The sequence below is a fragment of the Rhodanobacter sp. DHG33 genome, assembly GCF_014843005.1.
Classification (GTDB): Bacteria; Pseudomonadota; Gammaproteobacteria; order Xanthomonadales; family Rhodanobacteraceae; genus Rhodanobacter_A.
Map to the genome: position 1 here is coordinate 66,374 of NZ_JACYXM010000004.1, position 22,119 is coordinate 88,492.

Consider the following 22,119-nt stretch of genomic DNA (forward strand, 5'->3'; position numbering starts at 1 on the left):
CTATTCCGGCCAGTGCGGTCCATGGCGCTCACCACTGCATGCCTGCGCCGATGGACACGCCCGCATCGCCGCGCGAATCCGCCGAACCGGTCAGCTTGTAGACCCAGCGCCCGCCCTCGGAGATGGTGGACACGCCGACCGCGATGCTCGACTCGCCGCGGAACGAACCGCCCGCGATGGCCGCCATGCTCTTGCCCGGCTCGTAGGCCTGCGGCAGGCCGGCGCTCGCCATCGCCGCCGCGACGCCTGCGTTGGCGCGGTTGTTGACGTTCTGGATGTCGCCTTCGACCTGGCTGAAGCGCTGGTCGGTATAGGTCTTCGACCAGTTCACCGCCTGCTGCACCTGGCCGACGTTGGCCGCATCGGTGGCCAGCGTGCCGGTCGCCACGTTGTGGATGGCGGTGTCGCCGGTACCGTCGCCGAGGGTCACGCTGTTGTAGTTGGTCGTGCCGTCGCTGTTGGTGTCGTAGCGCACGTTGCCCTGGGTGCTGCCGCTGATCGCCGAATCCATCTGGCCCAGGTTCACCGCGTCGGTGGCTTGCGTGCCGGCTGCCACGTTGGTGATCTGGCGCTCGTTGCCGGCGCTGCCCACCGACACCGTGTTCGCGCGGTCGGCCACCGAGCCGGCACCGATCGCCACCGAGTTGTCGGCGGTGGCGCTGGCGCCGTTGCCCATCGCCACGCTGTTCGTGCCGCTGGAGGTTGCCTGCGGACCGATGGCGATGCTGTTGCTGCCGGACGCCGAGGAATTGGCCAACGTGGAGTTCACGTTGAAGTACTTCACCGAACCGCCGCCGCCGGTCTGGATGTTCTGGATGTCGTTGTACAGGCTGTAGTTGCTGTAGACGTTGCTGGTGTCCTGCGTCCAGTGCCACAGCTGCGAGCCGTTCACCGCATCCGTGCTGGTGGCCGTTTCCGCGCCTGCAGCCAGGTTGGTGACCAGCACCTGCGCACCGCTGCCGTCGCCGGTCAGCGTGACGGTGTTGGTCGGGTTGCCGCTGGGGTCGGCGTCGTACTTCACCGCCAGCTTGTCGGTCGACGAGCTCTGCGCGCTCACCGCCTCCAACTGAGCCACGTTCACCGCGTCGTTGGCGGCGCTGCCTGCGGCCACGCCGGTGATCTGGCGGTTGCCCACGTTCAATTCGCCGCTGGAGGTCTGCGGCGCGGTCAATCCATAGCCCTGGTAGTTGGTCAGCGCGCCGACCGTGGTCACCGAGCCGGCACCCAGCGCGATGGAGTTCGCGAAGTTCGCCGTGGCGTTTGCACCGAACGCGATCGCATTGGTCGCCGTAGCACTGGCGGTGTCGCCCATGGCAAGGGCGCTGGCGCCGTTGGCCGTAGTGGTCGAACCCAGCGCCACCGCGCTCTGGCCGTTGGCGGTGCTGTTGTAGCCGATGGCCACGGCGCCCTGGCCGGTGGCCGTGTTCGGATCGCCCAACGCCACCGCACCGTCGCCGCTGGCCGTGTTGCCGAAGCCGATCGCTACCGCGTTGCCGTCCTTCGCCGTGGTGTTCTCGCCCACCGCCAACGCGTTGTCGGAACTCGCGGTGGCGCCATATCCCACCGCCATGCTGTTCGCACCGCTGGCCGTGGCGGACTGGCCTACCGCCATGCTGTTGGCCGCACTGGCTATCGCAGCCGGACCTGCAGCAAGGCTGTTGGTGCCCGAGGCCTGGGCATTCGCCAGGGAGGAATTGACCTGGTAGTACTTGATGGCCGCGCTGTTGTCGATGTTGTTGATGTGCGTGTTGAGGTTGTTCAGCGATCCGTTCACCGCATCGAAGGCGGAGGTCACGTTGTTGTAGCTGCCGTTGGTGGTGCTGCCGTCGACCGCCACCGAGGTGATGTTGAACGTCGGCGCCGTCCACGTGTTCGTGGTCGCGTTGTAGTTGGTGGTGCCGCCCATGTAGGTCGCGAGCGACTGGTTGGTGGCGAACAGCTGGCTGCCGTTCACCGCATCCGTGCTGGTGGCGCTCAACGCGCCCTGGTGCAGATTGGTGAGTAGCGTGCCGCCGGTGACGCCACCGTCCGTGCTGGTGGTGCCGCCCAGGGTCACCGAGGTCTTGTTCGCGTTGTCGTACTGCACCGCGTTGTTGGCGGTGGTGGCCACGCCTTCCAGCTGCGCCAGGTTCACCGCATCGGTCGCCGCGCTGCCCGCGGCGACATTGGTGAGCTGGCGCTCCTGGCCCGGCGAGCCGATGGACACTTCACCCGCCGAGTTCTGCAGCGCACTCAGACCGAAGGCCGTGTAGTTCGCCTGCGCTCCGCGGTTGGCCGCCGACGCATAGCCCAGCGCCACGCTGTTGGCCACGCTCGAGGTGGCGTTGGCGCCGAGGATGGTCTGTGCATTGGCCGTGCCCGAGGCGCTGTCGCCGATCACCACCGAGTGGCCTTCGCGATCGGCGTAGTTGGCATCCGGCACACCGCAGGGATCCGTCGGCGAACCGCTGCCAGTGAACACCGAGCAGGCGGTCACCGACGGCAGCGTGTGGCTGGCGTTGGTGCCGATCACCACTTCTTCCGAGCCGTTCGCACTGGCGCCGTCGCCCACCAGCACCTGGTTGTTCTGCGCGGCGTTCACCGCCCAGCACGACTCCTTCACCACGCCCAGCACGTTGAGGCAGGTGGATGCCCATGCCGGCGCGCTGCTTGGCAGCACCAGTCCCAGCAAGCCACTGTTGACCTCGCCGTTGTTGATGTTGGTGATGTAACTGTTCGAGGACACGCCGCCGACCAGGGTGAGGTTCGAGTTCTGGCCCGTACCGCCCAGCACCGTGCCGCCCACCGTCGTCAGCACGGTACCCACCGGCGTCGAATTGATCACCGGGATGCCGAGCGCGTTCACCGTGGAATAACCCTGGGTGAAGTTGGCGGTGCTCACCTTCAGACTGCCGTCCGTGATGTAGCCGTCCGTACTGTTGTTGCCGAACAGCGCATTGGTGGTGGGGCCCAGCAATGTGGTAACTGCGCCCACCACGCCGCCGTTGCCGACGATCACGCCGCTCGGCGTATTGCTGGGCGGGGGCACCGTCGGCACTCCCGAGGGCGAAGGCGTTGTCGTCGAAGTGAGGCTGCTGACCAAGCCGGACAGCAGGCCGCCGCCCTGGCTGGAGGTCACGCCGCCGAGCGTGCTGCCCAGCTGGCCGACGACCGGACCGACCACCGGCACATTCGACGTGGCATCCGTCACGCCATCGATCACCTGGCTCACCACTCCAAGCGGGTTGCCATTGCCTGCGGTGCCGGCGGAATCCAGCACGTTGCTCACCTGGGTCACCACCGGGCCAACCACCGGAACCTTCGACGTTGCGCCGGCAACGCCATCCACCGTCTGGTCGACCACACCCGTCAGGCCGCCGAGGCCGCCGAGACCGCCACCGCTGCTGCCAGTCGGGTCGATCTGTGCCGTGGTTTCCTGCAGCGTCGTGCCTACGGCGGATACCACCTTGCCGACACCCGCGGTGCCCGACAGCGAATTCACCGCCTCGCCGACCACCTCGCCGAGCTGTCCGCCCACCACGCCGCCACCGGCACTGCCGCCGGAGGTCAGGCCCTTCAGATTCTGGCCCACGCTGGCCACGGTCGTGCCGAGCACCGGCAGCTTCTCGCCGTTGTTCACCACGCCGCCGACCACCGTTCCCAACGCCGTGCCAAGGTCATGGCCGCCCGTGGGCGCATTGCCGAGCACGCTGCCCAGCTGTGCCACGGTCGTGCCGACCACCGGCACGCCGGATGTGGCATTCGCCACACCGCCCACCACCTGGCCGACGGTGCCCGTCAGATTTCCAAGGCCACCGCTACCCGACGTGGTCGAGCCGAGCGCCTGGCCGACATCGCCCACCACCGTGCCGACCACGGGCACATTCGACGTCGCACCGGCGACGCCGTTCACCACCTGGCCGACCGTGCCCGTCAGATTTCCAAGGCCACCGCTACCCGACGTCGTCGAGCCGAGTGCTTGGCCGACATCGCCCACCACCGTGCCGACCACGGGCACCTTCGACGTCGCACCGGCGACGCCATTGACTACCTGGCCCACCGTGCCCGTCAGATTCCCGAGGCCACCACTGCCCGACGTCGTCGAGCCGAGCGCCTGGCCCACATCGCCCACCACCGTACCGACCACGGGCACATTCGAGGTCGCACCGGCGACGCCATTGACTACCTGGCCCACCGTGCCCGTGAGATTCCCAAGACCGCCACCACCCGACGCGGTCGAACCGAGCGCTTGGCCGACATCACTCACCACCGTGCCGACTACAGGCACCTTCGACGTCGCACCCGCAACACCGTTCACCACCTGGCCGACCGTACCCGTCAGATTTCCAAGGCCACCGCTACCCGACGTGGTCGAGCCGAGCGCCTGGCCGACATCGCCCACCACCGTACCGACCACGGGCACCTTCGACGTTGCACTCGCAACACCGTTCACTACCTGACCCACCGTGCCCGACAAATTGCCAAGACCGCCGCTACCCGTCGTCGTCGAACCGAGCGCCTGGCCCACATCGCCCACCACCGTGCCGACCACGGGCAATTTCGAGGTCGCACCGGCAACCCCATTCACCACTTGGCCGACGGTACCCGACAAATTGCCAAGGCCACCGCTACCCGACGTCGTTGAGCCGAGCGCCTGGCCCACATCACCCACCACCGTGCCGACCACGGGCACCTTCGACGTCGCGCTCGCGACGCCATTGACCACTTGGCCGACTGTGCCCGTCAGATTCCCAAGGCCACCGCTGCCTGACGTCGTCGAACCGAGCGCCTGACCCACATCACCCACCACCGGGCCGACCACGGGCACATTCGACGTTGCACTCGCAACACCGTTCACTACCTGACCCAGCGTGCCCGACAAATTGCCAAGACCGCCGCTACCCGTCGTCGTCGAACCGAGCGCCTGGCCCACATCACCCACCACCGTGCCGACCACGGGCACCTTCGACGTCGCGCTCGCGACGCCATTGACCACTTGGCCGACTGTGCCCGACAAATTGCCAAGGCCGCCGCTGCCTGACGTGGTCGAACCGAGCGCTTGGCCCACATCGCTCACCACCGTGCCGACCACGGGCACTTTCGAGGTCGCACCGGCGACCCCATTCACCACTTGGCCGACGGTGCCCGACAAATTACCAAGGCCGCCGCTGCCCGACGTCGTCGAGCCGAGCGCCTGACCGACATCGCCCACCACCGTACCGACCACAGGCACCTTCGAAGTCGCACCCGCGACGCCGTCCACCACTTGGCCGACCACACCGGTCAGGCTGCCAACGCCGCCACCGGTCCCGCTCGTATTGATCTGCGCCGTGGTTTCCTGCAGCGTCGTGCCTACGGCGGATACCACCTTGCCGACACCCGCGGTGCCCGACAGCGAATTCACCGCCTCGCCGACCACCTCGCCGAGCTGTCCGCCCACCACGCCGCCACCGGCGCTGCCGCCGGAGGTCAGCCCCTTCAGATTCTGGCCCACGCTGGCCACGGTCGTGCCGAGCACCGGCAGCTTCTCGCCGTTGTTCACCACGCCGCCGACCACCGTCCCCAACGCCGTGCCAAGGTCATGGCCGCCCGCAGGGGTGTTGCCGAGCACGCTGCTTACCTGCGTCACCACCGTGCCGACCACCGGCACTTTCGACGCATCGCCCATCACATCGCCCGCCACGGCCCGCACCGGCGGCACTCCGCCACCCTCGCCATCGGCGATGCCCAGCGAATGGGCAAGATCGGAAACCGCGGCATCGCGGCGCCGGTCGGCCACCAGCGGCTCGATCACAGAAGAAGCCTGCACGGTCGCACCCAGACCCACATGGATGGTCGGCACGGCAGAGGTCACGGCAACCACCGTGCCGTCCGCGCCCGACAAGGTCTTGCCGAGCACCGGCACTCCGCCGGCAGCCTGCGCCACGCCCGATACCGCATGACCCACGATCGACGGATGCAGGGTCAGGCCTGCACCGATGCCTGCATCGTGCCTGCTGAGCCGAACGCCGGCGCCCGCCTGTGCCAACGGCACGGATACATGTGCACCAGCATGCACGTGCGTCGGCGTGGCTGCGGCATGGACGCCGACATACGCCGGCTGTACCGCCGAAAGCGTGGAACCCGCCACCTGGTGAATCACCGTCACCGGTGCGCCAACCACACCCGCCACACTCGATGCGGCGGACGATCCCACCACCGGCGCCTGGTACTTGCTGACCAGCGACTGCAGGTCGTCCAGTTGCGCACTGCCGGTTGTCGATTGCGCGAATGCGCCCGTGGCATAGATCAAGCTGCCCGCGCCCAGCATGGCCAGCGAAATCAGCTTGACTGTTTTCATCTTGCCTGGCGAAACGGAAACGCCGCCATGCGACCTCGAAGACAACTCGGAGGCCACCACCAAGGCATTGCGGGACTTGCACCAGACGAGGCGATAGATGTGGTTCATGATTTACCCCCTTGACCGGCCGGCGATACCCTCTGGCATCGCGATGCGGGTCAACGCACGGATTGACATGGACACACGCCTGCACATGCAGACGCGTCGGGGATGATTAAATCGCCCTGATTGCCCTGCCAATGCGCCGAACCGGCATCGCCCTATGTGTATCCGGCAAGGTGCTGCGCGAAAACGGCAAGCCATGCACATATGCGGCAAATACCGGAAATACCGTGCCTAAACCGGCCGCAACCGAAACTTTTGCCTCGTGAACGTCGATGCGCATCGCCGCTTCGATCGCAATGCGCGTCGCAAAAATCTTGTGGCGACTCTCGCCTCCGGCAGCCTCGCCTATCTTCTCGGCTCGTTCGCAAACAGCCTTCTGCACGCGTCAATAAACGACCGGTGCCGGCTCTCTCAGGAAGCGAACTCCAGCGCCGGCGCACGCATCAGCGTGTCGCTGGGCAACTCGCCGAAGACACGGCGATAGTGGTCGGCGAAGCGCGACAGATCCCACAAACCGCAGCTCAGCGCCACGGACTTCACCGAACGTCGGCTGGCATCGGAAAGTGACAAACTGCGACAAGCCGTGCACAGCCTCAGCATCGACAGGTAGCGGTTGGGCGAAAGTCCCAGCAGATCCTCGAAGGCATAGCGCAATGCGCGCTCGCTGACGCCCGCGGCATTGCACATCTCGCTCAGATAGATGTCCTGGCGCATGTTGGCGCGCATGAACTGCTCGACGCGCTGCACGATCATGTAGTGCGTGCGCCGCCCCCGCGTGCACTGCGGGCGGTCTTCGGCATGCGCAGACAAGCCGGCCTGCAGATGACTCGCGAGCAGCGCATCCACGTCGTCATCGCTCAGTGCGCTTCCGCTCGTCAGACGTTCTCTCACCCGCTCGAAGCCCGCGGCGAGGTCGCGCGCGGCATCGCTGCCGGACAACATAAATAATGAAAGCAGGCGCGCCGATATCTCGGCCTGGTGCAGATCCAGCTCGGCCACTTTTCGACGGAGGCGCTCCAGCGGCACCAGCATCGCGCTGACCCGGCTGCCGACGCGCAGCATGAATTCGCTGATGCCTTCCGGCATCACGGTGAACGCCATGCCCGTGCGCAGCTCCGTGCCGTGGCACCAGCTTCCATCGCACGTATGGTGGATGTAGCCGATCATGCACCAGTCGACCGGCAGCACAAAGCGACCGCGAAACGAGAAATTCGTCTCGCCGCTGCAGAAGATGGCCTCGCTCAACGCCTGCGACTCCACCGCAACCTGAGGGCCAGCGGAGTTCAGGAGCACCACTTCCATTTCGCACACGCGGAGCGCGCCACCGAGCGAAACCAAGTCGCACGACTGCGTGTTGTCGCCGATGCCGACTGTCATGACTCGTGTAGCCCCCCATCACGATGCGCCTGCGCGACTTCCCGTCACGCAGACCTCCCTGCACTCCTATCAGTGATGCAACATTTAAGCCGACACCGCCTTGGTCACATGCACTTTTTCGGCACGATTTACACCCGTTTACATGTAATGCGTCACAAGAACCCAGAAGTTCACCCCGCTTTGGTCGAAATGTGCCGTTTTTGTGTACCGCCGCACCATTTGCCCGATGACACTTGACCCAAGACCTGCCGGGCGTACTGAGTGACCCCGGCGATCAGGGGGGTGTCATGGACACTGCAATCAATACGGCTCAATGGCCGAAAGACAGGCTTTTCGCGGCATCCGCGCCTTTTGGCGCCATGAGCCTGTGCGCGGCACTTCCCCGCATCGCCGCTGCGAGTGGCACACCCTATGCATCGCAATTACCGGATACCACGTATCCGGCACTGTCGCGCAACGCGGCTGTGCCACGGCCCGGTCGGGCCAAGCCGCGGCAGGAGCCGCGGTCGATCACGCCGCCACCCGAAGGGGGAGACGGCGCGTGCATCAACTCATGTGGGGTCGAGGGACTCCTTGGAGAAAGGCAAATGAACACGTCCATTCGCAACTTCCTGAAAGAAGAAGACGGCATTACGGCGCTGGAATACGGTGTTCTCGCAGCATTGGTGGCAACGGTCATCCTGGCCGTGATCGGCACCACCAGCACGGGCGGGCTCGGAACCATACTCACGACCCTCCTGGGCAAGGTCAGCGCTGCCGTCAGCAGCACCTGATTCTCGGCTGGCCGTCCACACAACCACAAATCGAAATCCAATCAGCTGCATCCGTTACTGACAGCCATCTCGAGGTCAGCCATTGGCTAGCTACCTGCCATCGTTGGCTGCGGTCTTATGCATATTGGTCATTGGCAATGACCTATATGTACGCCGCGTACCAAACATATGGCTGTTGTCGGCGCTTTGCTTGGGCATTGCTTTAACGGCCATTAGCTGGATTCAAGGCATGAGCGGGCCGCCATGGCCCGCTCTACTTGGATTTTTAATAGGGCTGGTGGCATTGCTGCCATTTCACGTTTTCGGTTGGATGGGGGCCGGTGACGTGAAGTTTTTTGCCTTGCTTGGCTTTCTGCTTGGTGCGAAAGCACTGTTGCCCATCTGGATTATCGGCAGCCTGATCGCAGGCGTGCACAGCACGCTGGTTCTTTTGTCGCGACACTGGCTGTCACAGGCCATACCCGCATGGGAAATCACACAAACCCGGTTTTCCAACTCGGCCTTCGCCCAGCGCATGCTCGCCGCGCGCCAGGGCCGCAAAGGCCTGCCCTACGCCGCATGGCTGGGAGTGGGTGCGTTGATCGTCATCTTCGACCCGGCACTGATGCATTGGTGAATGCCATGAACATCGAGACTGCCATTGCCCGCCCCACGCTGCCCAACTGTCGCCGCAGACAGCATGGCGCAGTGACGATCGAGTTTGCGCTGATGTTCATGTTCGGCATGCTGCCGCTGCTCCTGCTCACGCTGACAGGCGTGCTGATCTTCACCGCCAAGCAGTCGCTGACGTTGGCCGCCGACAACGGCGCACGCGCAGCGTTGCACTCCAACGGCACCGCCGGCGGCAATCTCACCGATGCCTGCAGCACCGCGCTGCAGTCGATGAACTGGCTGTTTGCGCTGTCGGCCAGCAGCACCTCGCCCGCACCGACTGCCTGCACGTCCGCCAGCATCACCAACAACATCGCCACCATCGCCGTGACCAGCAACTGCACGGCGGACACGAACGCCACCTGCGTGCTGGTCACCACTACCTACGACTACAACAACAGCCCGCTGATCCTCGGCACCGGCACGCTCTACGGCTGGCTGATGAGCGCGCCGCTGCAAAGCACGGCCGTGATCCAGATCTACAACAACTAGGGAGCCGCGGGCGCACGTCCCGGCAAAGGAGATTCACGATGCAGAAGTTCACCCGCATCGCCGCGCTGCTGCTGGTCGTGGTGGCCGTGATCCTGGCCATCGCAGCGTTCGGGCTGGGCCGGCGTGCCGCACAATCGAACCTGGTGGCGCAAGCGCCCGCCAATGCCGCGCCTGCATCGGCCGGGCAGACCGTACAGGCCGCCACGACGTCGATCGTCGTCGCTGCGAATGCCCTGCCGGCCGGCCAGCCGATCGCCGCCGCGTCGTTGCAATTGGCGCCCGCGGCGCAGGCATTGCCGGAAGGCTATACGTCCGTGGACGGTGTGGCCGGCGACGTGCCGCTGGTGGACATTCCCGCAGGCAGCGCGATCACCGCCAACCTGCTTGCCCACGGCGTAGCGATGGCCCTGAAACCGGGCGAGCGCGCCTTGGCCGTACCGGTGGACGAGCAGAGCAGTGCGGGCAGCCGCATCCTGCCGGGCGACTATGTGGATGTATTCCTCAACCTGAAGTCCGCGTCCCCGGAAGGCTACGTTAGCGGCAGCAAACCGCTGCCCAGCCAGGCCCGCCTGCTGGTGTCGCGCCTGCGCGTGCTGGCCTTCGGCAGCCACGACCTGCCCAAGCCGGTGCCGTCGGCCCACGCCACGGCAACCGACGACAAGGCCGCGGACAAGGCTGCCGCTGCCACCAACGAAAACCAGGTCGCGCGGACCGCCGTGCTGGCGGTGCCGCTGGCCGATGTGGATCGCCTGTTGCTGGGCACGCAGGACGGCAAGCTGGTGCTGGCGTTGCGCCACCCGGGCGATCCCGGCCAACCCGACGATACGTTGTTCCCGCAGCCGCGCGACGCGTTGTCGCCGGTCGCCATGCTCACGCCCGAGCAGCGTCAGGCGCTGCAGTCGCCCGAAAACCGCGCCTTTGCCGGCATCGACGGCCTCGGCCTGGCGGGCCAGGCGCATGCCTCGCCGCCCGCCACCGCGCGCACGGCGCGCAACAACTCGCCGCGCGTGGAGATCATCCGCGGCGCCCAGACCAATTCCCTTTGACGCGACGGATTCCTGCCATGGCTTTTCGAACCCGCCCGCTCTACCTGCTGCTCACGGGCCTCGCCGTGACCATGCCGAACATGCTTGCCGTGGCGAACGCCGCGGACGCCGACGTCACGCTGCAGCCGCATGAGCAACGCCCCTGGCGCCTGCCTGCGGATCTACTGCGCGTCGCCATCGCCGATCCGTCGGTGGCGGATCTGGTACCGCTGAAGGGCAACAGCCGCGAGGCGCTATTGGTGGGCAAGCAGGCCGGCGAAACCACCCTCTTGCTGTGGCGGCGCGGTGAATCGGCGCCGCAACGCCTGACCGTTCGCGTGCGCGGCGCGCTGCAGCAGCAGTTGCTGGCCGACACCGGCGCGCAGGTCAGCGCGCATGGCGGCCAGGCCCTGCTCAGCGGCAGCACGCCTACTCTGCTCGATCACCAGCAAGCTTTGAGTGCCGCCACCGACGCCGCTGGCAACAAGGGCAGCGTGACCGACACCTCCACCGTAGCCAGCGGCGGCGTGGTGCAGGTGGACGTGAAGGTGGTGGAGCTGGACAAGACCGCGATGGACCAGTTCGGCTTCAGCTTTTCGGGTACCAACAACGGCTTCCACTACGGCTTCACTGCGCCAAGCACGACCAGCAACACATCGAGCGGCGCGGTTTCCTCTGCCTTCAACCTGGTGATGGGCCATACCAGCGCCAACGGCAAACATCTGTGGAACGGCAACCTCAACCTTCTCACGGCCGACGGCATGGCACGCGTGCTGGCCGAGCCCACCCTGGTGGCGCTGTCCGGACAAAGCGCCAGCTTCCTGGCCGGTGGCGAGCTGCCGATTCCCGAACCGCAGGGACTGGGCACCACCACCATTGCCTACAAGCAGTTCGGCATTGGCCTTACTGTGACGCCCACGGTGCTCGGGCCGGATCGCATCGCCTTGAAAGTGGCCCCGGAAGCCAGCGATCTGGATTACGCCGACGCGGTGGTGCTCGATGGCGTATCCGTACCCGCCATCAGTACCCGCCGCGCCGACACCACGGTGGAACTGGGCGACGGCGAAACCTTCGTGATCGGCGGCCTGGTCAGCCAGAGCATCACCTCGCAGGTGAGCAAGATTCCGCTGCTGGGCGACATCCCCGTCATCGGCGCCTTTTTCCGTGACCTGAATTACAGCCGTCAAGACAAGGAACTGGTGATCATGGTGACGCCACACCTGGTGAAGCCGATAGCCCGCGGCACCAACCTGCCGCTGCCGGGCGAACGCGAGACGGCCGGCGACCCCGCGGTCTGGGGTTCGTGGCTGCTCGGCCCCGCCAGTCCCGACCAGATGCCAGGATTCTCCCGTTGAGTAGCTTGCTGCCCATGACTGCCTCCGCCTCCATTCTTCCCATGAGCATGCTGGAGCCCGGCGTGGACGTACTGTTTTATTCATCGGACGAAAAACGGGCACAGCGACTGGCTGCCCGGTTGCGCGACCTGGCGCGGGTGCACTGGGAAGACAGCCGGCTGTTTTCGGTCGCATCGTGGCGCACCCAGTACCAGGGGCGCTGCCTGGTGCTGCTGGACTACGCCAACGACGATGCGCCCATCTCCACCCAGCTTGCGCACCATTTGCTGACCATGGTTCCCGGCCTGCCGTTGTTCGGCGTGGGCTCCACCGCGTCCGACCACGCCGCCGGCGTGCTGGCGGCCTTGCGCGCAGGCGTGCTGGACTTTTTCGACATGGACGCCAGCGACGCGGAGATCCGCGAGCTGCTGGAACATGCCGCGAAGCTGCCCGCCGATACGCGCCCTGGAACGACGCCCGCGGTGGCACCGCACCAACTGGGCAAGCTGGTGCTGCTGCTCGGCGTGCGCCCCGGCGTAGGCTGCAGCACGCTGGCCGCCCACCTTGGCGCGCTGGCCGCACCGCTGCCGCCCAAGTCTGCTGCAGGCAACGCAATCTCCACCGCTGACAAAACCGCAACGGCGGAAGGACCGGCGCCGCAAGCCTTGTTGTTGGACCTCGGCCTGCCCGCCTGCGACGCGCAGCTGTACCTGGGCGTGACCAGCGAATTCCACTATGCCGAGGCGTTGCACAACGCCAGCCGCATCGATGCCACGCTGCTTCGCAGTGCACTGCCCCGCCACGGCGCCAGCCAGCTGGCGGTGCTGTCGCAGGACGCAAAGGCCCCATTGCCTTCGCTGGACACGGCGGAGGCAGGCCTGTTGATCGAACGCCTGCGCGAGCACGTGGACCTCGTGCTCTGCGATCTCGGCGGACTGTCGGTCAAGCAGATGTCCGCATCGATGCTGCGTGCAGCCAGCGAGATCTGGCTGGTGGTCGACCAGGGCATCGCCACCATGGTGTCGCTGGATCGCTGCCTGCGCGACCTGCAGCAGGCCGGCGTGCGCGACCAGCGACTGGGACTGGTGGTGAACCGCCATGACGACGACTGCGGCCTCACCCCGCAGCAGATCGCCAAACGCTTCGAACTGCCGCTGCTGGCCACCTTGCCCAACCGCTCGCACACCCTGCTCATCCATGCCAACCAGGGCAGGCTGCTGCACCAGTCCGCGCCGCGCGACCCCTACATCCGCGCACTGGCCCCGCTGCGCGACCGCCTGCATACCGCCAACATGCCGCCCGCTTCCGCCCTGCCGTGGTGGAAGAAATTATTCACGCGCGCGGGAGGTGTCCCATGGAAAACACGATGAACCAACCGAGTGCACGCCTGTCCGCCGCCTTGCAGCGCGTCGCGGAGACGCCGCGCGTCGACGCGCCCGATCTGCCGTTCGAGCAGACCCGGCACTTCCACGACATGCTGTCCGCCGCGCACGAGTTCCTGCTCAACCGTATCGAGGACCAGCGTCTCGACATCGGCTCGTGGGCAACCGACACGGTGACGAAGTACGTCGAGGTCGAGACCGCGAATTTCGTGCAGGAATGGCGCATCCCGGTCAACGAGACCGAGATGCGCAAGGTCGCCATCGCGCTGGTGAAGGAGATCACCGGTTTCGGCCCGCTCGACGACCTGCTCATGGACTCGGAGGTCGAGGACATCCTCATCAACGGCCACGAAGACGTGTATGTCTCGCGTGGCGGCGTGCTGGAGCGCGAGCCCGGCGTGCGCTTCAGCGACTCGCGCCACCTGTTGCGCATCGTGCGGCGCATCCTCGCTCCGCTGGGACGGCGGCTGGACGAGTCCAGCCCGATGGTGGACGCGCGCCTGCCCAACGGCGGCCGCCTCAACGCGATCATCGAACCCTTGTCGGTTTCCGGCCCCAGCGTCTCCATCCGCAAGTTCCGCAAGGACCCGTTCACGCCCGACGAGCTGCTCGCCCGCGGCGCCTTCGACAAGGCCATCCGCGGCCTGTTGCAGGCGGCGGTGCTGGGCCGCTGCAACATCATCATTTCCGGCGGCACCAGCTCGGGCAAGACGTCGCTGCTCAACGCGCTGGCCAGCTTCGTTCCGCACACCGAACGCGTCATCACCATCGAGGACACCGCCGAGCTGTCGCTCAACCATCCGCACGTGGTGCGCCTCGAGAGCCGCCTCGGCGGCTTCGACGGCAGCGGTGCGGTGAGCATCCGCGACCTGGTGCGCAACAGCCTGCGCATGCGCCCCGACCGCATCGTGGTGGGCGAGGTGCGCGGCGCCGAAGTGCTGGAAATGCTGCAGGCGATGAATACCGGCCACGACGGCTCGATGTCCACCATCCACGCGAATTCGCCGCGCGACGCGCTGTACCGCCTGGAAATGCTGTCCGGCTTCGCCGGCTTCCAGGGCAGCGAGAGCAGCCTGCGCCGGCAGATCGCCAGCGCCATCGACTTCATCATTCAGATCGCGCGCCTCAGCAACGGCCGCCGCGTGATCTCCTCCATCGCCGAGGTCACCGGCGTGGGCGACAACATCATCACCACGCAGGAAATGTACCGCCACGAAACCTTCGTCGACGCGGACGGCAAGGAGCGCGACCGCTGGCCGGGCCTGGGCTTCCACCCGCACACGCACAAGCTCGAGCAGTTCCGCCAGTTCCTGCGCGAAGCCAGCGGGATCACCCTATGATCCAGGCGCTCGCCCTGCTCAGCCTGGTGATGCTGATGTTCGCGGCCGCCGCGCAGCTGTGGTCCAGCGGCATGGCGCGCGAGCAGCAGCGCCGCAGCCTGACGCGGATGGAGCAGAGCCTCGGCGGCATGCCGCATGCGCCGCCGCTGCCGGGGGCACTGCCCGGTCAACCGCAACCGTCGAGCGGCTTACCCACCGACGATCTGTGTCTGCGTGCGGGCCTGCCGCCCGGCTTGCGCATGCCGTTGACGGTGGCTGTAGTCGGCGTGACCCTGGCCTTGCTGGCCACGTGGCGCATCGGCACCGGTTGGGCGTTCCCGGTGATGCTTGCGCTGTACGCCGTGCTGGTATGGCTATGGCTGCGCGCCCGCATCGAGAAGCAGCAGAAACAGATCCTGCGCCAACTGCCCGACTTCCTCGACGGCATGGTGCGCCTGGCCAGCATCGGCAACAGCTTGCCGATGGCGTTTCAGGTCACCACCAACTCGGTGCAGATGCCGCTGCGGGCCGTGCTCGATCGCGCGATGAGCTCGGTGCGCGCCGGCCACGATCTCGACCGCGCCCTGCAGCTCGCCGCGCGTCCGTACCGCCTGCACGCACTGGAACTGCTGCACGTGGTGCTGGGCACCGGCATGCGCATGGGCGGCCGCGCCGACCAGATCCTGCAGCGCATGAGCGACTTCATGCGCGACCTTGAGCAGGCCCAGCAGGAGTTGCGCGCCATCACTTCCGAAACGCGCATGTCCGCCTGGGTGCTCGGGTTGCTGCCGGTGATAACGGCCACCTTCATGACGCTGACCAATCCCACCTTCTTCAACCCGATGTTCCACCAACCGCTGGGCCACACCATCCTGTTGATCGCACTCGGGCTGGAACTGCTGGGCAGCTTCCTGCTGTACCGCCTGGCGAAATCGCTATGAGCGCCTCGACCTTGTTCGTGCTGTCCCTGGTGCTGTTGGCGCTTGGCGCCGTGGTGTTTGCGCTGGGCGCATTCGCACGCCATCGCAGCGGCCAACAGCAGGCGCACGTGATGGAACGCGCCCTGCATCATCAGCCGCTGGCACTGGCCGATGGCGAACGCGACACCCGCAATCCGTGGCAACGCCTGCTGGATGCTTTGCAGGCGGTGGGCCGCCGTTTCGAAAATGGGGGGCTGGGCAAGGCATTGCTGGCGCCGGAAGATCGCCTTTTGCTGGACCAGGCCAACCGCAACACGCCTTCCGGCCGCGCCACCTACCTCGGCGTGCGCCTGGTGCTGGCGTTGCTGTTGCCCGTGGCGGTGACACTCTGGCTGCGGCCCACCGGCGTCCGCGCCATGATCGAACTGATGGCCGGCCTTGCCGCGGGCGTATTGCTGCCCAAGTTCGTGCTCGGTGCATGGGCCGAACGTCTGCGCCGCCAGGCCAGCGACGAACTGCCGCTGCTGATCGACCTGCTGCGGCTGTTCCAGGGCGTGGGCTTCAGCATGGACCAGAGCCTGCAGACCATCGCGGAACGCTTCCCCACCGTGCTGCCCGTGCTGGGTCGCGAGCTGCGCGACGCCAACACCAGCTACATGCACGGTCGGTCACGCGAGCAGTCGCTGCACCGGCTCGCGGGGTCGTTCGACAACGACGACCTGCGTAGCCTGGTGCAGGTCATCGTGCAGGTGCACGAACACGGCGGCGCCGTACAGGAGCCGCTGCGCCAGTTCGCGGAGCGGCTACGCGAGCAGCGCAAGATGAGCATGAAGGAAAAGACCGGCAAGCTGTCGGTGAAGATGACCATGGTGATGATGCTCACCCTGCTGCCCGCGCTGATGCTGGTACTGGCCGGCCCCGCCATCGTTTCGCTCATCGGCACCATCTCGAAACTCGGGGGGCACTGACATGCGCATCGGCCAACCGCAGACTTTTCCCTCTCGCTCCGCCCTAGTGACCACGCGGCCGCGCGAACTGCCGTCGACGCACCGCTTCGTCGCATGGCCCCTGCTCGCCGTCGCTGCTCTGCTGCTTGCCGGCTGCGGCGGCGTCCGCAATGGCTACCCCAACCATGTCGTTGCGCCGAGCCTGGCGGAACCGGGCACCACGCCGCACGACAACAAGGACGTCTACCTGCAGCTCATCCACAAGCTGCAGCAGCAAGGCGCCTACTACGCCTCGCTGGCGCACATCGATGCCTATCGCCAGCGCTACGGCGATTCGCCCGAACTCAGCCAGTTGCGGGCGGACGCGCTGCGCGAAACCGGCCAGGGCAATGCCGCCGTGCCGATCTACCAGAGCTTGCTGCACAGCAGCCAGGCAGCCGCGGCATGGCATGGCCTGGGCCTGATCGCCGCGGCCGCCAACCAGCAAGGGGAAGCCGAGCAGGATCTGGCCAAGGCCGTGCAGCTGGAGCCGATCAATTCGGCCTATCTCAGCGACCTGGGTTATGCCCGCCTGCGCGCCGGCCGCATCGCCGAAGCGCGCGAACCATTGTCGATGGCCGCACAGCTGGCGCCCGACGATGCCAAGGACATTTCCAACCTCGCGGTGTGGGCCATCCTCGACAACCAGCTGCCGCTCGCCGACGACCTGATGCAACGCGCCAAGCTGCCCCAGACCACCCGCGACGCCGTATACCAGCTGGCCGCGCAATTGCGCGCCAGCATCGCGGACAACGCCGCGGCTCCCACGGCGGAGACGGCCACTGCGGCAACCGCCGCGGAAACCGCTTCGACGTCGACCGCCGGCAACGCCTCCGGCGGCAACTACCCGCACCGCGTGCCCGTTCCCAATGCCATCAACGGCATTCCCGGCGGCGTGCTCGACCGCTTCAGCTCATCCTCTTCTTCGACCAGCGGGGCCAACCCATGAACCTGCCTATCCGCCATACCCTGCTCGTCGCATTCGGTCTGTCGCTGGCCTTGCCTGCCGTCGCCCAGCAGGCTCCGCTCACCGGCCAGATGATGGATGGCCAGACGCCTGCCCCCGCCCCGGCGGCCGCGCCCCAGCCGCAGCCCCCGCAACCCGTCAGCGCCGCGCCTGCGCCGCAGGCACCGCAACAGGTCGCGCCACCCGGCGACGATGCCAGCGCCGAAGCGCCGCCGCCGCTGGCCGATGTCGGCGACAACGGCGGCGTCGGCTCCACCACCCGCCAGTTGCTGCGCATGCAGACCAGCGGGAGCCAGGCCGGCCAGTCGTCCCCCATGCTCGGCGACGAAGCCACCGCCGCCTACCGCCGCTACATGCAGAGCTTCAACCACCCCATTCCCGAATTCTTCCAGTCCACCGTAAGCAAGAACGGGAGCGGCAGCAGCGGAAGCGGGTACTGAGTCATGCAGATCCTTGGCCCCCGTCCACTGCAGCGGCGCCAGCGCGGCTCCATGGCCGTGGCCATGATGCTGATGCTGCTTGGCCTCATCACCATCCTCGGCATCGTGGAGGTGGGTTACCTGTACTCCGCCAAACGCGATGCGCAGAAAGTGGCGGACCTGGCGGCGCTGACGGGCGTACAGCAGATGACCAGCGCCGCTGCCTGCCCAACTGGCTCGGCGCCTTACACCTCAGCGTCCCACAATGCCGTCGCCAATGGCGGCACGACGGCCAACGGCTATTCGACCATCGCCATCACTTGCGGCAGCCAGCCTGCCAGCGGCTCCAGCGTCCTGGCAGCCGCATCGGCCGGCGGCGTCGCCGCCATCAAGGTGGACGTGGTCCGCAACGTGAATCATCTCTTCGGCGCCGGCATGGCCTGGACGGGAACGCACGCGGTCCCGGCCACGGCGGTGGCGATCAATGCGCAGCCCACAGCGTCCTTTTCCGTCGGATCCCGGCTCGTCGGCATCAGTTCGACCAGCCCGCTCAACCAGCTGCTCAGCAACACCCTCGGTACATCGCTGGGCCTGCAGCTGCTGAGCTACCAGGGCATCACCAATACCAACATCTCCCTGCTTGGCCTGGTGAACCAGCTGAACATCAACACGGGCACGGTCAACGGTGTGCTCAACGCCCCCATCACCGTCAGCGATTTCCTCAATGCCTACGTGCAGGTGCTGCAGCAGAGCTCCAACGCCGCGAATATCGACCTGGGCTTCGTCAATTCGCAGGTCGCCTTGATCGAGGCGCAGATCGGCAACACCACCCTCAACCTCGGCGACATACTCAACGTCAACGCGAACACGACCGATCCCAATGTCGCGCTGAACACCTATGTCAGCGCACTCGACGTCCTCAACGCCGTGCTGCTGGCCGCCGACAGCCAGAACGCCGTTGCGCTCAACGGCGGCAGCATCAACGTGCCGGGCGTGGCGACCGTGAGCCTGCAGCTGGCCGTCATCGAACCACCAAAGATCGCCGTCGGCAACGTGGGGGCCACGGCGCATACGGCGCAGATACGGCTGGGGCTGAACGTGACGGCGCTCTCCACGCCGCTCACCGGTGGCGAAAGCCTTCTGGGGCTACCCCTTTACGTGGAAGTCGCGCCCACCGACGCAACCCTCTCATCCATCACCTGCGGAGGCGCGCAGGATACCGTGGGGATCACCGCGACCCCTGGCGTGTTGAACGCCTTCCTGGGCAATCTGACTTCGACGGCCTTCGCCAACACGACAACCTCGTGGCCGTCGCTGATCGCCAGTGGAACCCAGGCCAAACTCATCAATGCGAATGTCCTGTTAACCGGCCTGGTCGTGATCTCGGCTTCGTCCAATGTGCAGGTCGCGGCCAATCCCGCCCAACTGCTGACCTTCGGCGTGCCGACTCCTGTCTCGCATCCGCTCAACCCGCCTCTCGCGCAGACGGCGGGCTCGCCGTCGACGACCAGCCTGGGCACGGTCGTCACCAGCCTGCTGGGTTCAACCAACCTGCAGACCACCGTTACCCTGCTGGGGATCCCCATAACCCTGCCCGCCTCGACGCTGTCGCCGCTGCTGCTGACTCTGTCGAGTGCCCTGTCTCCCGTGCTGTCGTCGCTGGACAGCCTGCTGATATCGCCGCTGCTGCAAGCGACGGGCGTCGAGATCGGCGCCGCCGACGTCAACCTGATCGACGTCAACTGCAACGCCGGCGCCAAACTGGTCTACTGACCTGCCCCGCCCGTCACACCACGGCCCCTTGACCCCGAGCCTGCGACCTTTAGACTTCATCAAGTTATGCTGGGCAACGGATATGCCGGCAGGTGCAAGGTCGTCAGATCGAACGTGATACATGGGGGATGCTGGGTGATGAATCGAACGACTCGCAGCGCGCATCTACGGCGCCATGTGGTGCTGGCCATCGCGACGGCGCTGGCATGCGTGACCCTGTCGGCCTGCGCGACCGCACCGATCGCCGCAGCTGCCCCGGCGCAGCCCAGCGGACCGGCTCAGGCGGCACCGACGCCGCCCTCGCCATCCTCGCCGCTGCCTTCGGCAGGCGATGCCAGCACGCCGCCCAGCGCCGCGGTAGCCGGCCTGCAGCAGCTGATCGACAGCCACCAGCTCACCGAGCTGCGCACGACGTACAACGCCTCCTACGGCGCCAGCCTGCTGTTCGACAGCAACAAGCTGGGCTATTACGTGGCGCTGTTCCACGGCAAGCAGTTCTGGCGCGTGATCCAGACGGACTCCTACGAGAGCGCCGAAGGCCTCTACAAGAATTTCGCCGAGCAGACGCAGAAACTGGCCCAGGTGGACATCGACACCATCCGCCTGCAAGCCGGCAATGCCTACGCCGAACGCATGATCCAGGTGAACCGCACGCACCTGCAGAACCTGCAGCAGGACGCCAGCTACCAGCAGCAGCAGGCGCGCCAGGTGGCGGCCGCGCAGCAGCAGGCGCAACAGCAGGCGGTGGCGCTGAGCGCCAACCTGCACAGCTCCAGCAGCGAGCTGGACGCCATGAAGCAGCGCATCAACGAACTGGAGCAGCAGCAGTCCAATCCGCAGCTGCAACTGCCGCCTCCGCCCGCCCCGACGCCGGCGCCCGCATCGACAAGCAGCTCACCCGCACCAGCCACGCCTGCGCAGTAAGGCGGCTGGAGCACGATGGGCAACGGGGCGCCTGCGGGCGCCTCGTTCGTTTCCGCCCAGCCATCAACCATTCGCCCCGCACGCAGTCGCAGAGCACGCCTCGGCCATGCAACCTGCAGTGCTGCCGACGCGAACGGCATCGGCGGGCACCCGATACAATGCGCGCATGATCAACAACGACGTACTGCGCAGCGTGCGCTACATGCTCGACCTGCCCGACGGAAAACTCGCGGCCATCGTTGCGCTTGCCGGACTGGAGGTAGCGCAGACGGACTTCGACGCATTCCTGAAGAAAGACGACGAACCCGATTACCGCGACTGCCCCGATAAGGTGATGGCGCACTTCCTCGACGGCCTGGTGGTGCACCTGCGGGGCCGCGACGAAAGCCGGCCGCCGCAGCCGGTGGCGAAACGCGTCACCAACAACCTCGTGCTGAAGAAGCTGCGCGTGGCTTTCGAACTGCGCGACGACGACCTGCACGCCATCCTCGCCGCCTCCGGGTTTCCGCTGTCGAAATCGGAACTCACCGCGCTGTTCCGCAAACCCGAGCATCCCAACTACCGCCCCTGCGGCGACCAGTTGCTGCGCCATTTCCTGCGCGGCCTCACCCAGCGGCTACGCAGTTGAATGGAAGAGTGCGGCCGCGGATGACCGCCCGTGCGATTTCGTAATCAAGGATGATCGCAAAGGCGAGGTCAGGGTTTGCTCGTCATCCCGTCGCAAGCCGGGATCCAGCGCCTTCAAGCGATTGCCACCAAGGCACTGGATTGGCCAACTTCACTGTTGAACAGCGCTAGCGCTTGCGCAGGAATGGCGAGTAAAAGGCAGATTGTTCAAAGCATCCCAAGGAGCACGCATGCTGTTCGACACCGTGTTCTACACCCTCGGCGCCGTGTTGATCATCGGCGGACTGGTCGGCGCGATCCTGCCCAGCCTGCCCGGCGTGCCGATGATCTTCGGCGGCATCTGGCTGATCGCCGCCGTGGACGATTACCGCCACCTCGGCCTGTGGTGGCTGCTGCTGATCGGCGCGCTGGGCGCCGTGGCCGTGATCGTGGACTTCATCGCCAGCACGCTGGGCGCCAAGCGTGTCGGCGCCAGCAAGCGCGCGCTGTGGGGCGCCTCGCTGGGCACCTTCGTCGGCATGTTCTTCGGTATTCCGGGCATTCTGCTCGGCCCGTTCATCGGCGCGCTGCTCGGTGAGCTTTCTTCCGGCACCAGCGTGCTGCGCTCCACCCACGTCGGCATCGGCACCTGGATCGGCCTGCTGTGCGGCACGCTGGTGAAGCTGGTGATCTCGCTGGTGATGGTAGGTCTGTTCGGAGTGGCGATGCTGCTGGGCTGATCGCCGG

At 66.4% G+C, this 22,119-nt stretch carries 18 protein-coding genes; 15 read left to right on the plus strand and 3 right to left on the minus strand.

What is annotated here, in order from left to right; all coding sequences use genetic code 11:
* Positions 1-28: 28 nt before the first annotated feature.
* From IHE46_RS08195 to IHE46_RS08205, 3 genes are all read right to left on the minus strand, one after another.
* On the minus strand, positions 29-6,427 hold the full coding sequence (locus IHE46_RS08195; protein WP_192164154.1) for an ESPR-type extended signal peptide-containing protein: 6,399 nt from the start codon (positions 6,425-6,427) through the stop codon (positions 29-31).
* Between the two features lie 106 nt (positions 6,428-6,533).
* A complete protein-coding gene (locus IHE46_RS08200) occupies positions 6,534-6,806 on the minus strand; it encodes a hypothetical protein (protein WP_192164155.1) in 273 nt (90 codons plus the stop codon).
* A 29-nt stretch (positions 6,807-6,835) separates the two neighbouring features.
* Positions 6,836-7,801, minus strand: a complete 966-nt coding sequence (locus IHE46_RS08205; RefSeq protein ID WP_192164156.1) for a helix-turn-helix domain-containing protein — start codon at positions 7,799-7,801, stop codon at positions 6,836-6,838.
* Between the two features lie 587 nt (positions 7,802-8,388).
* Between IHE46_RS08205 and IHE46_RS08210 the strand changes: the two genes are divergently transcribed.
* From IHE46_RS08210 to IHE46_RS08280, 15 genes are all read left to right on the plus strand, one after another.
* Positions 8,389-8,574 (plus strand): Flp family type IVb pilin, encoded by a 186-nt coding sequence (locus IHE46_RS08210; protein ID WP_192164583.1) that lies wholly within the window; start codon positions 8,389-8,391, stop codon positions 8,572-8,574.
* 103 nt (positions 8,575-8,677) lie between these two features.
* Positions 8,678-9,190 (plus strand): prepilin peptidase, encoded by a 513-nt coding sequence (locus IHE46_RS08215; RefSeq protein WP_255430884.1) that lies wholly within the window; start codon positions 8,678-8,680, stop codon positions 9,188-9,190.
* 5 nt (positions 9,191-9,195) lie between these two features.
* The gene (locus IHE46_RS08220) at positions 9,196-9,717 is read left to right on the plus strand and encodes a TadE/TadG family type IV pilus assembly protein (protein ID WP_192164157.1); all 522 of its coding nucleotides are present in this window, start codon (positions 9,196-9,198) and stop codon (positions 9,715-9,717) included.
* 38 nt (positions 9,718-9,755) lie between these two features.
* Positions 9,756-10,763: a Flp pilus assembly protein CpaB gene (gene cpaB, locus IHE46_RS08225; protein WP_192164158.1), complete on the plus strand. Its 1,008-nt coding sequence runs from the start codon at positions 9,756-9,758 to the stop codon at positions 10,761-10,763.
* 17 nt (positions 10,764-10,780) lie between these two features.
* Positions 10,781-12,097 (plus strand): type II and III secretion system protein family protein, encoded by a 1,317-nt coding sequence (locus IHE46_RS08230; protein WP_225562906.1) that lies wholly within the window; start codon positions 10,781-10,783, stop codon positions 12,095-12,097.
* 14 nt (positions 12,098-12,111) lie between these two features.
* On the plus strand, positions 12,112-13,446 hold the full coding sequence (locus tag IHE46_RS08235; protein ID WP_192164159.1) for a fimbrial protein: 1,335 nt from the start codon (positions 12,112-12,114) through the stop codon (positions 13,444-13,446).
* Positions 13,443-14,798 carry a CpaF family protein gene (locus IHE46_RS08240; RefSeq protein WP_225562907.1) on the plus strand — a complete coding sequence of 452 codons (1,356 nt, stop codon included), beginning with the start codon at positions 13,443-13,445 and terminating at the stop codon, positions 14,796-14,798. The genes IHE46_RS08235 and IHE46_RS08240 overlap by 4 nt, the downstream gene beginning before the upstream one ends.
* The gene (locus IHE46_RS08245; protein WP_192164161.1) at positions 14,795-15,718 is read left to right on the plus strand and encodes a type II secretion system F family protein; all 924 of its coding nucleotides are present in this window, start codon (positions 14,795-14,797) and stop codon (positions 15,716-15,718) included. The genes IHE46_RS08240 and IHE46_RS08245 overlap by 4 nt, the downstream gene beginning before the upstream one ends.
* Positions 15,715-16,665, plus strand: coding sequence for a type II secretion system F family protein (locus IHE46_RS08250; protein WP_192164162.1), 951 nt, complete (start codon positions 15,715-15,717; stop codon positions 16,663-16,665). The genes IHE46_RS08245 and IHE46_RS08250 overlap by 4 nt, the downstream gene beginning before the upstream one ends.
* 1 nt (position 16,666) lies before the next feature.
* Complete coding sequence (locus IHE46_RS08255; RefSeq protein ID WP_192164163.1) at positions 16,667-17,632, plus strand: Flp pilus assembly protein TadD; 966 nt, start codon at positions 16,667-16,669, stop codon at positions 17,630-17,632.
* Positions 17,629-18,090 carry a DUF3613 domain-containing protein gene (locus IHE46_RS08260; RefSeq protein WP_192164164.1) on the plus strand — a complete coding sequence of 154 codons (462 nt, stop codon included), beginning with the start codon at positions 17,629-17,631 and terminating at the stop codon, positions 18,088-18,090. Before IHE46_RS08255 ends, IHE46_RS08260 begins: the two co-directional genes overlap by 4 nt.
* Positions 18,091-18,093: 3 nt before the next feature.
* Entirely contained in the window at positions 18,094-19,842 is a 1,749-nt protein-coding gene (locus IHE46_RS08265) for a pilus assembly protein TadG-related protein (protein ID WP_192164165.1), read from the plus strand.
* A gap of 138 nt (positions 19,843-19,980) precedes the next feature.
* On the plus strand, positions 19,981-20,766 hold the full coding sequence (locus IHE46_RS08270) for a DUF2968 domain-containing protein (protein ID WP_192164166.1): 786 nt from the start codon (positions 19,981-19,983) through the stop codon (positions 20,764-20,766).
* A gap of 166 nt (positions 20,767-20,932) precedes the next feature.
* A complete protein-coding gene (locus IHE46_RS08275) occupies positions 20,933-21,394 on the plus strand; it encodes a DUF1456 family protein (RefSeq protein WP_192164167.1) in 462 nt (153 codons plus the stop codon).
* 229 nt (positions 21,395-21,623) lie between these two features.
* Positions 21,624-22,112, plus strand: a complete 489-nt coding sequence (locus tag IHE46_RS08280) for a DUF456 domain-containing protein (protein WP_192164168.1) — start codon at positions 21,624-21,626, stop codon at positions 22,110-22,112.
* Positions 22,113-22,119: the final 7 nt, after the last annotated feature.

What these genes read in the sequence shown, in the direction of transcription:
- IHE46_RS08235 (WP_192164159.1), top strand. Translation starts at nt 12,112, where the DNA reads ATGACTGCCTCCGCCTCCATTCTTCCCATGAGCATGCTGGAGCCCGGC.
- IHE46_RS08195 (WP_192164154.1), bottom strand. Translation starts at nt 6,427, where the DNA reads ATGAACCACATCTATCGCCTCGTCTGGTGCAAGTCCCGCAATGCCTTG.
- IHE46_RS08205 (WP_192164156.1), bottom strand. Translation starts at nt 7,801, where the DNA reads ATGACAGTCGGCATCGGCGACAACACGCAGTCGTGCGACTTGGTTTCG.
- IHE46_RS08275 (WP_192164167.1), top strand. Translation starts at nt 20,933, where the DNA reads ATGATCAACAACGACGTACTGCGCAGCGTGCGCTACATGCTCGACCTG.
- IHE46_RS08230 (WP_225562906.1), top strand. Translation starts at nt 10,781, where the DNA reads ATGGCTTTTCGAACCCGCCCGCTCTACCTGCTGCTCACGGGCCTCGCC.
- IHE46_RS08255 (WP_192164163.1), top strand. Translation starts at nt 16,667, where the DNA reads ATGCGCATCGGCCAACCGCAGACTTTTCCCTCTCGCTCCGCCCTAGTG.
- cpaB (WP_192164158.1), top strand. Translation starts at nt 9,756, where the DNA reads ATGCAGAAGTTCACCCGCATCGCCGCGCTGCTGCTGGTCGTGGTGGCC.
- IHE46_RS08270 (WP_192164166.1), top strand. Translation starts at nt 19,981, where the DNA reads ATGAATCGAACGACTCGCAGCGCGCATCTACGGCGCCATGTGGTGCTG.
- IHE46_RS08220 (WP_192164157.1), top strand. Translation starts at nt 9,196, where the DNA reads ATGAACATCGAGACTGCCATTGCCCGCCCCACGCTGCCCAACTGTCGC.
- IHE46_RS08265 (WP_192164165.1), top strand. Translation starts at nt 18,094, where the DNA reads ATGCAGATCCTTGGCCCCCGTCCACTGCAGCGGCGCCAGCGCGGCTCC.
- IHE46_RS08245 (WP_192164161.1), top strand. Translation starts at nt 14,795, where the DNA reads ATGATCCAGGCGCTCGCCCTGCTCAGCCTGGTGATGCTGATGTTCGCG.
- IHE46_RS08280 (WP_192164168.1), top strand. Translation starts at nt 21,624, where the DNA reads ATGCTGTTCGACACCGTGTTCTACACCCTCGGCGCCGTGTTGATCATC.
- IHE46_RS08260 (WP_192164164.1), top strand. Translation starts at nt 17,629, where the DNA reads ATGAACCTGCCTATCCGCCATACCCTGCTCGTCGCATTCGGTCTGTCG.
- IHE46_RS08240 (WP_225562907.1), top strand. Translation starts at nt 13,443, where the DNA reads ATGAACCAACCGAGTGCACGCCTGTCCGCCGCCTTGCAGCGCGTCGCG.
- IHE46_RS08250 (WP_192164162.1), top strand. Translation starts at nt 15,715, where the DNA reads ATGAGCGCCTCGACCTTGTTCGTGCTGTCCCTGGTGCTGTTGGCGCTT.
- IHE46_RS08210 (WP_192164583.1), top strand. Translation starts at nt 8,389, where the DNA reads ATGAACACGTCCATTCGCAACTTCCTGAAAGAAGAAGACGGCATTACG.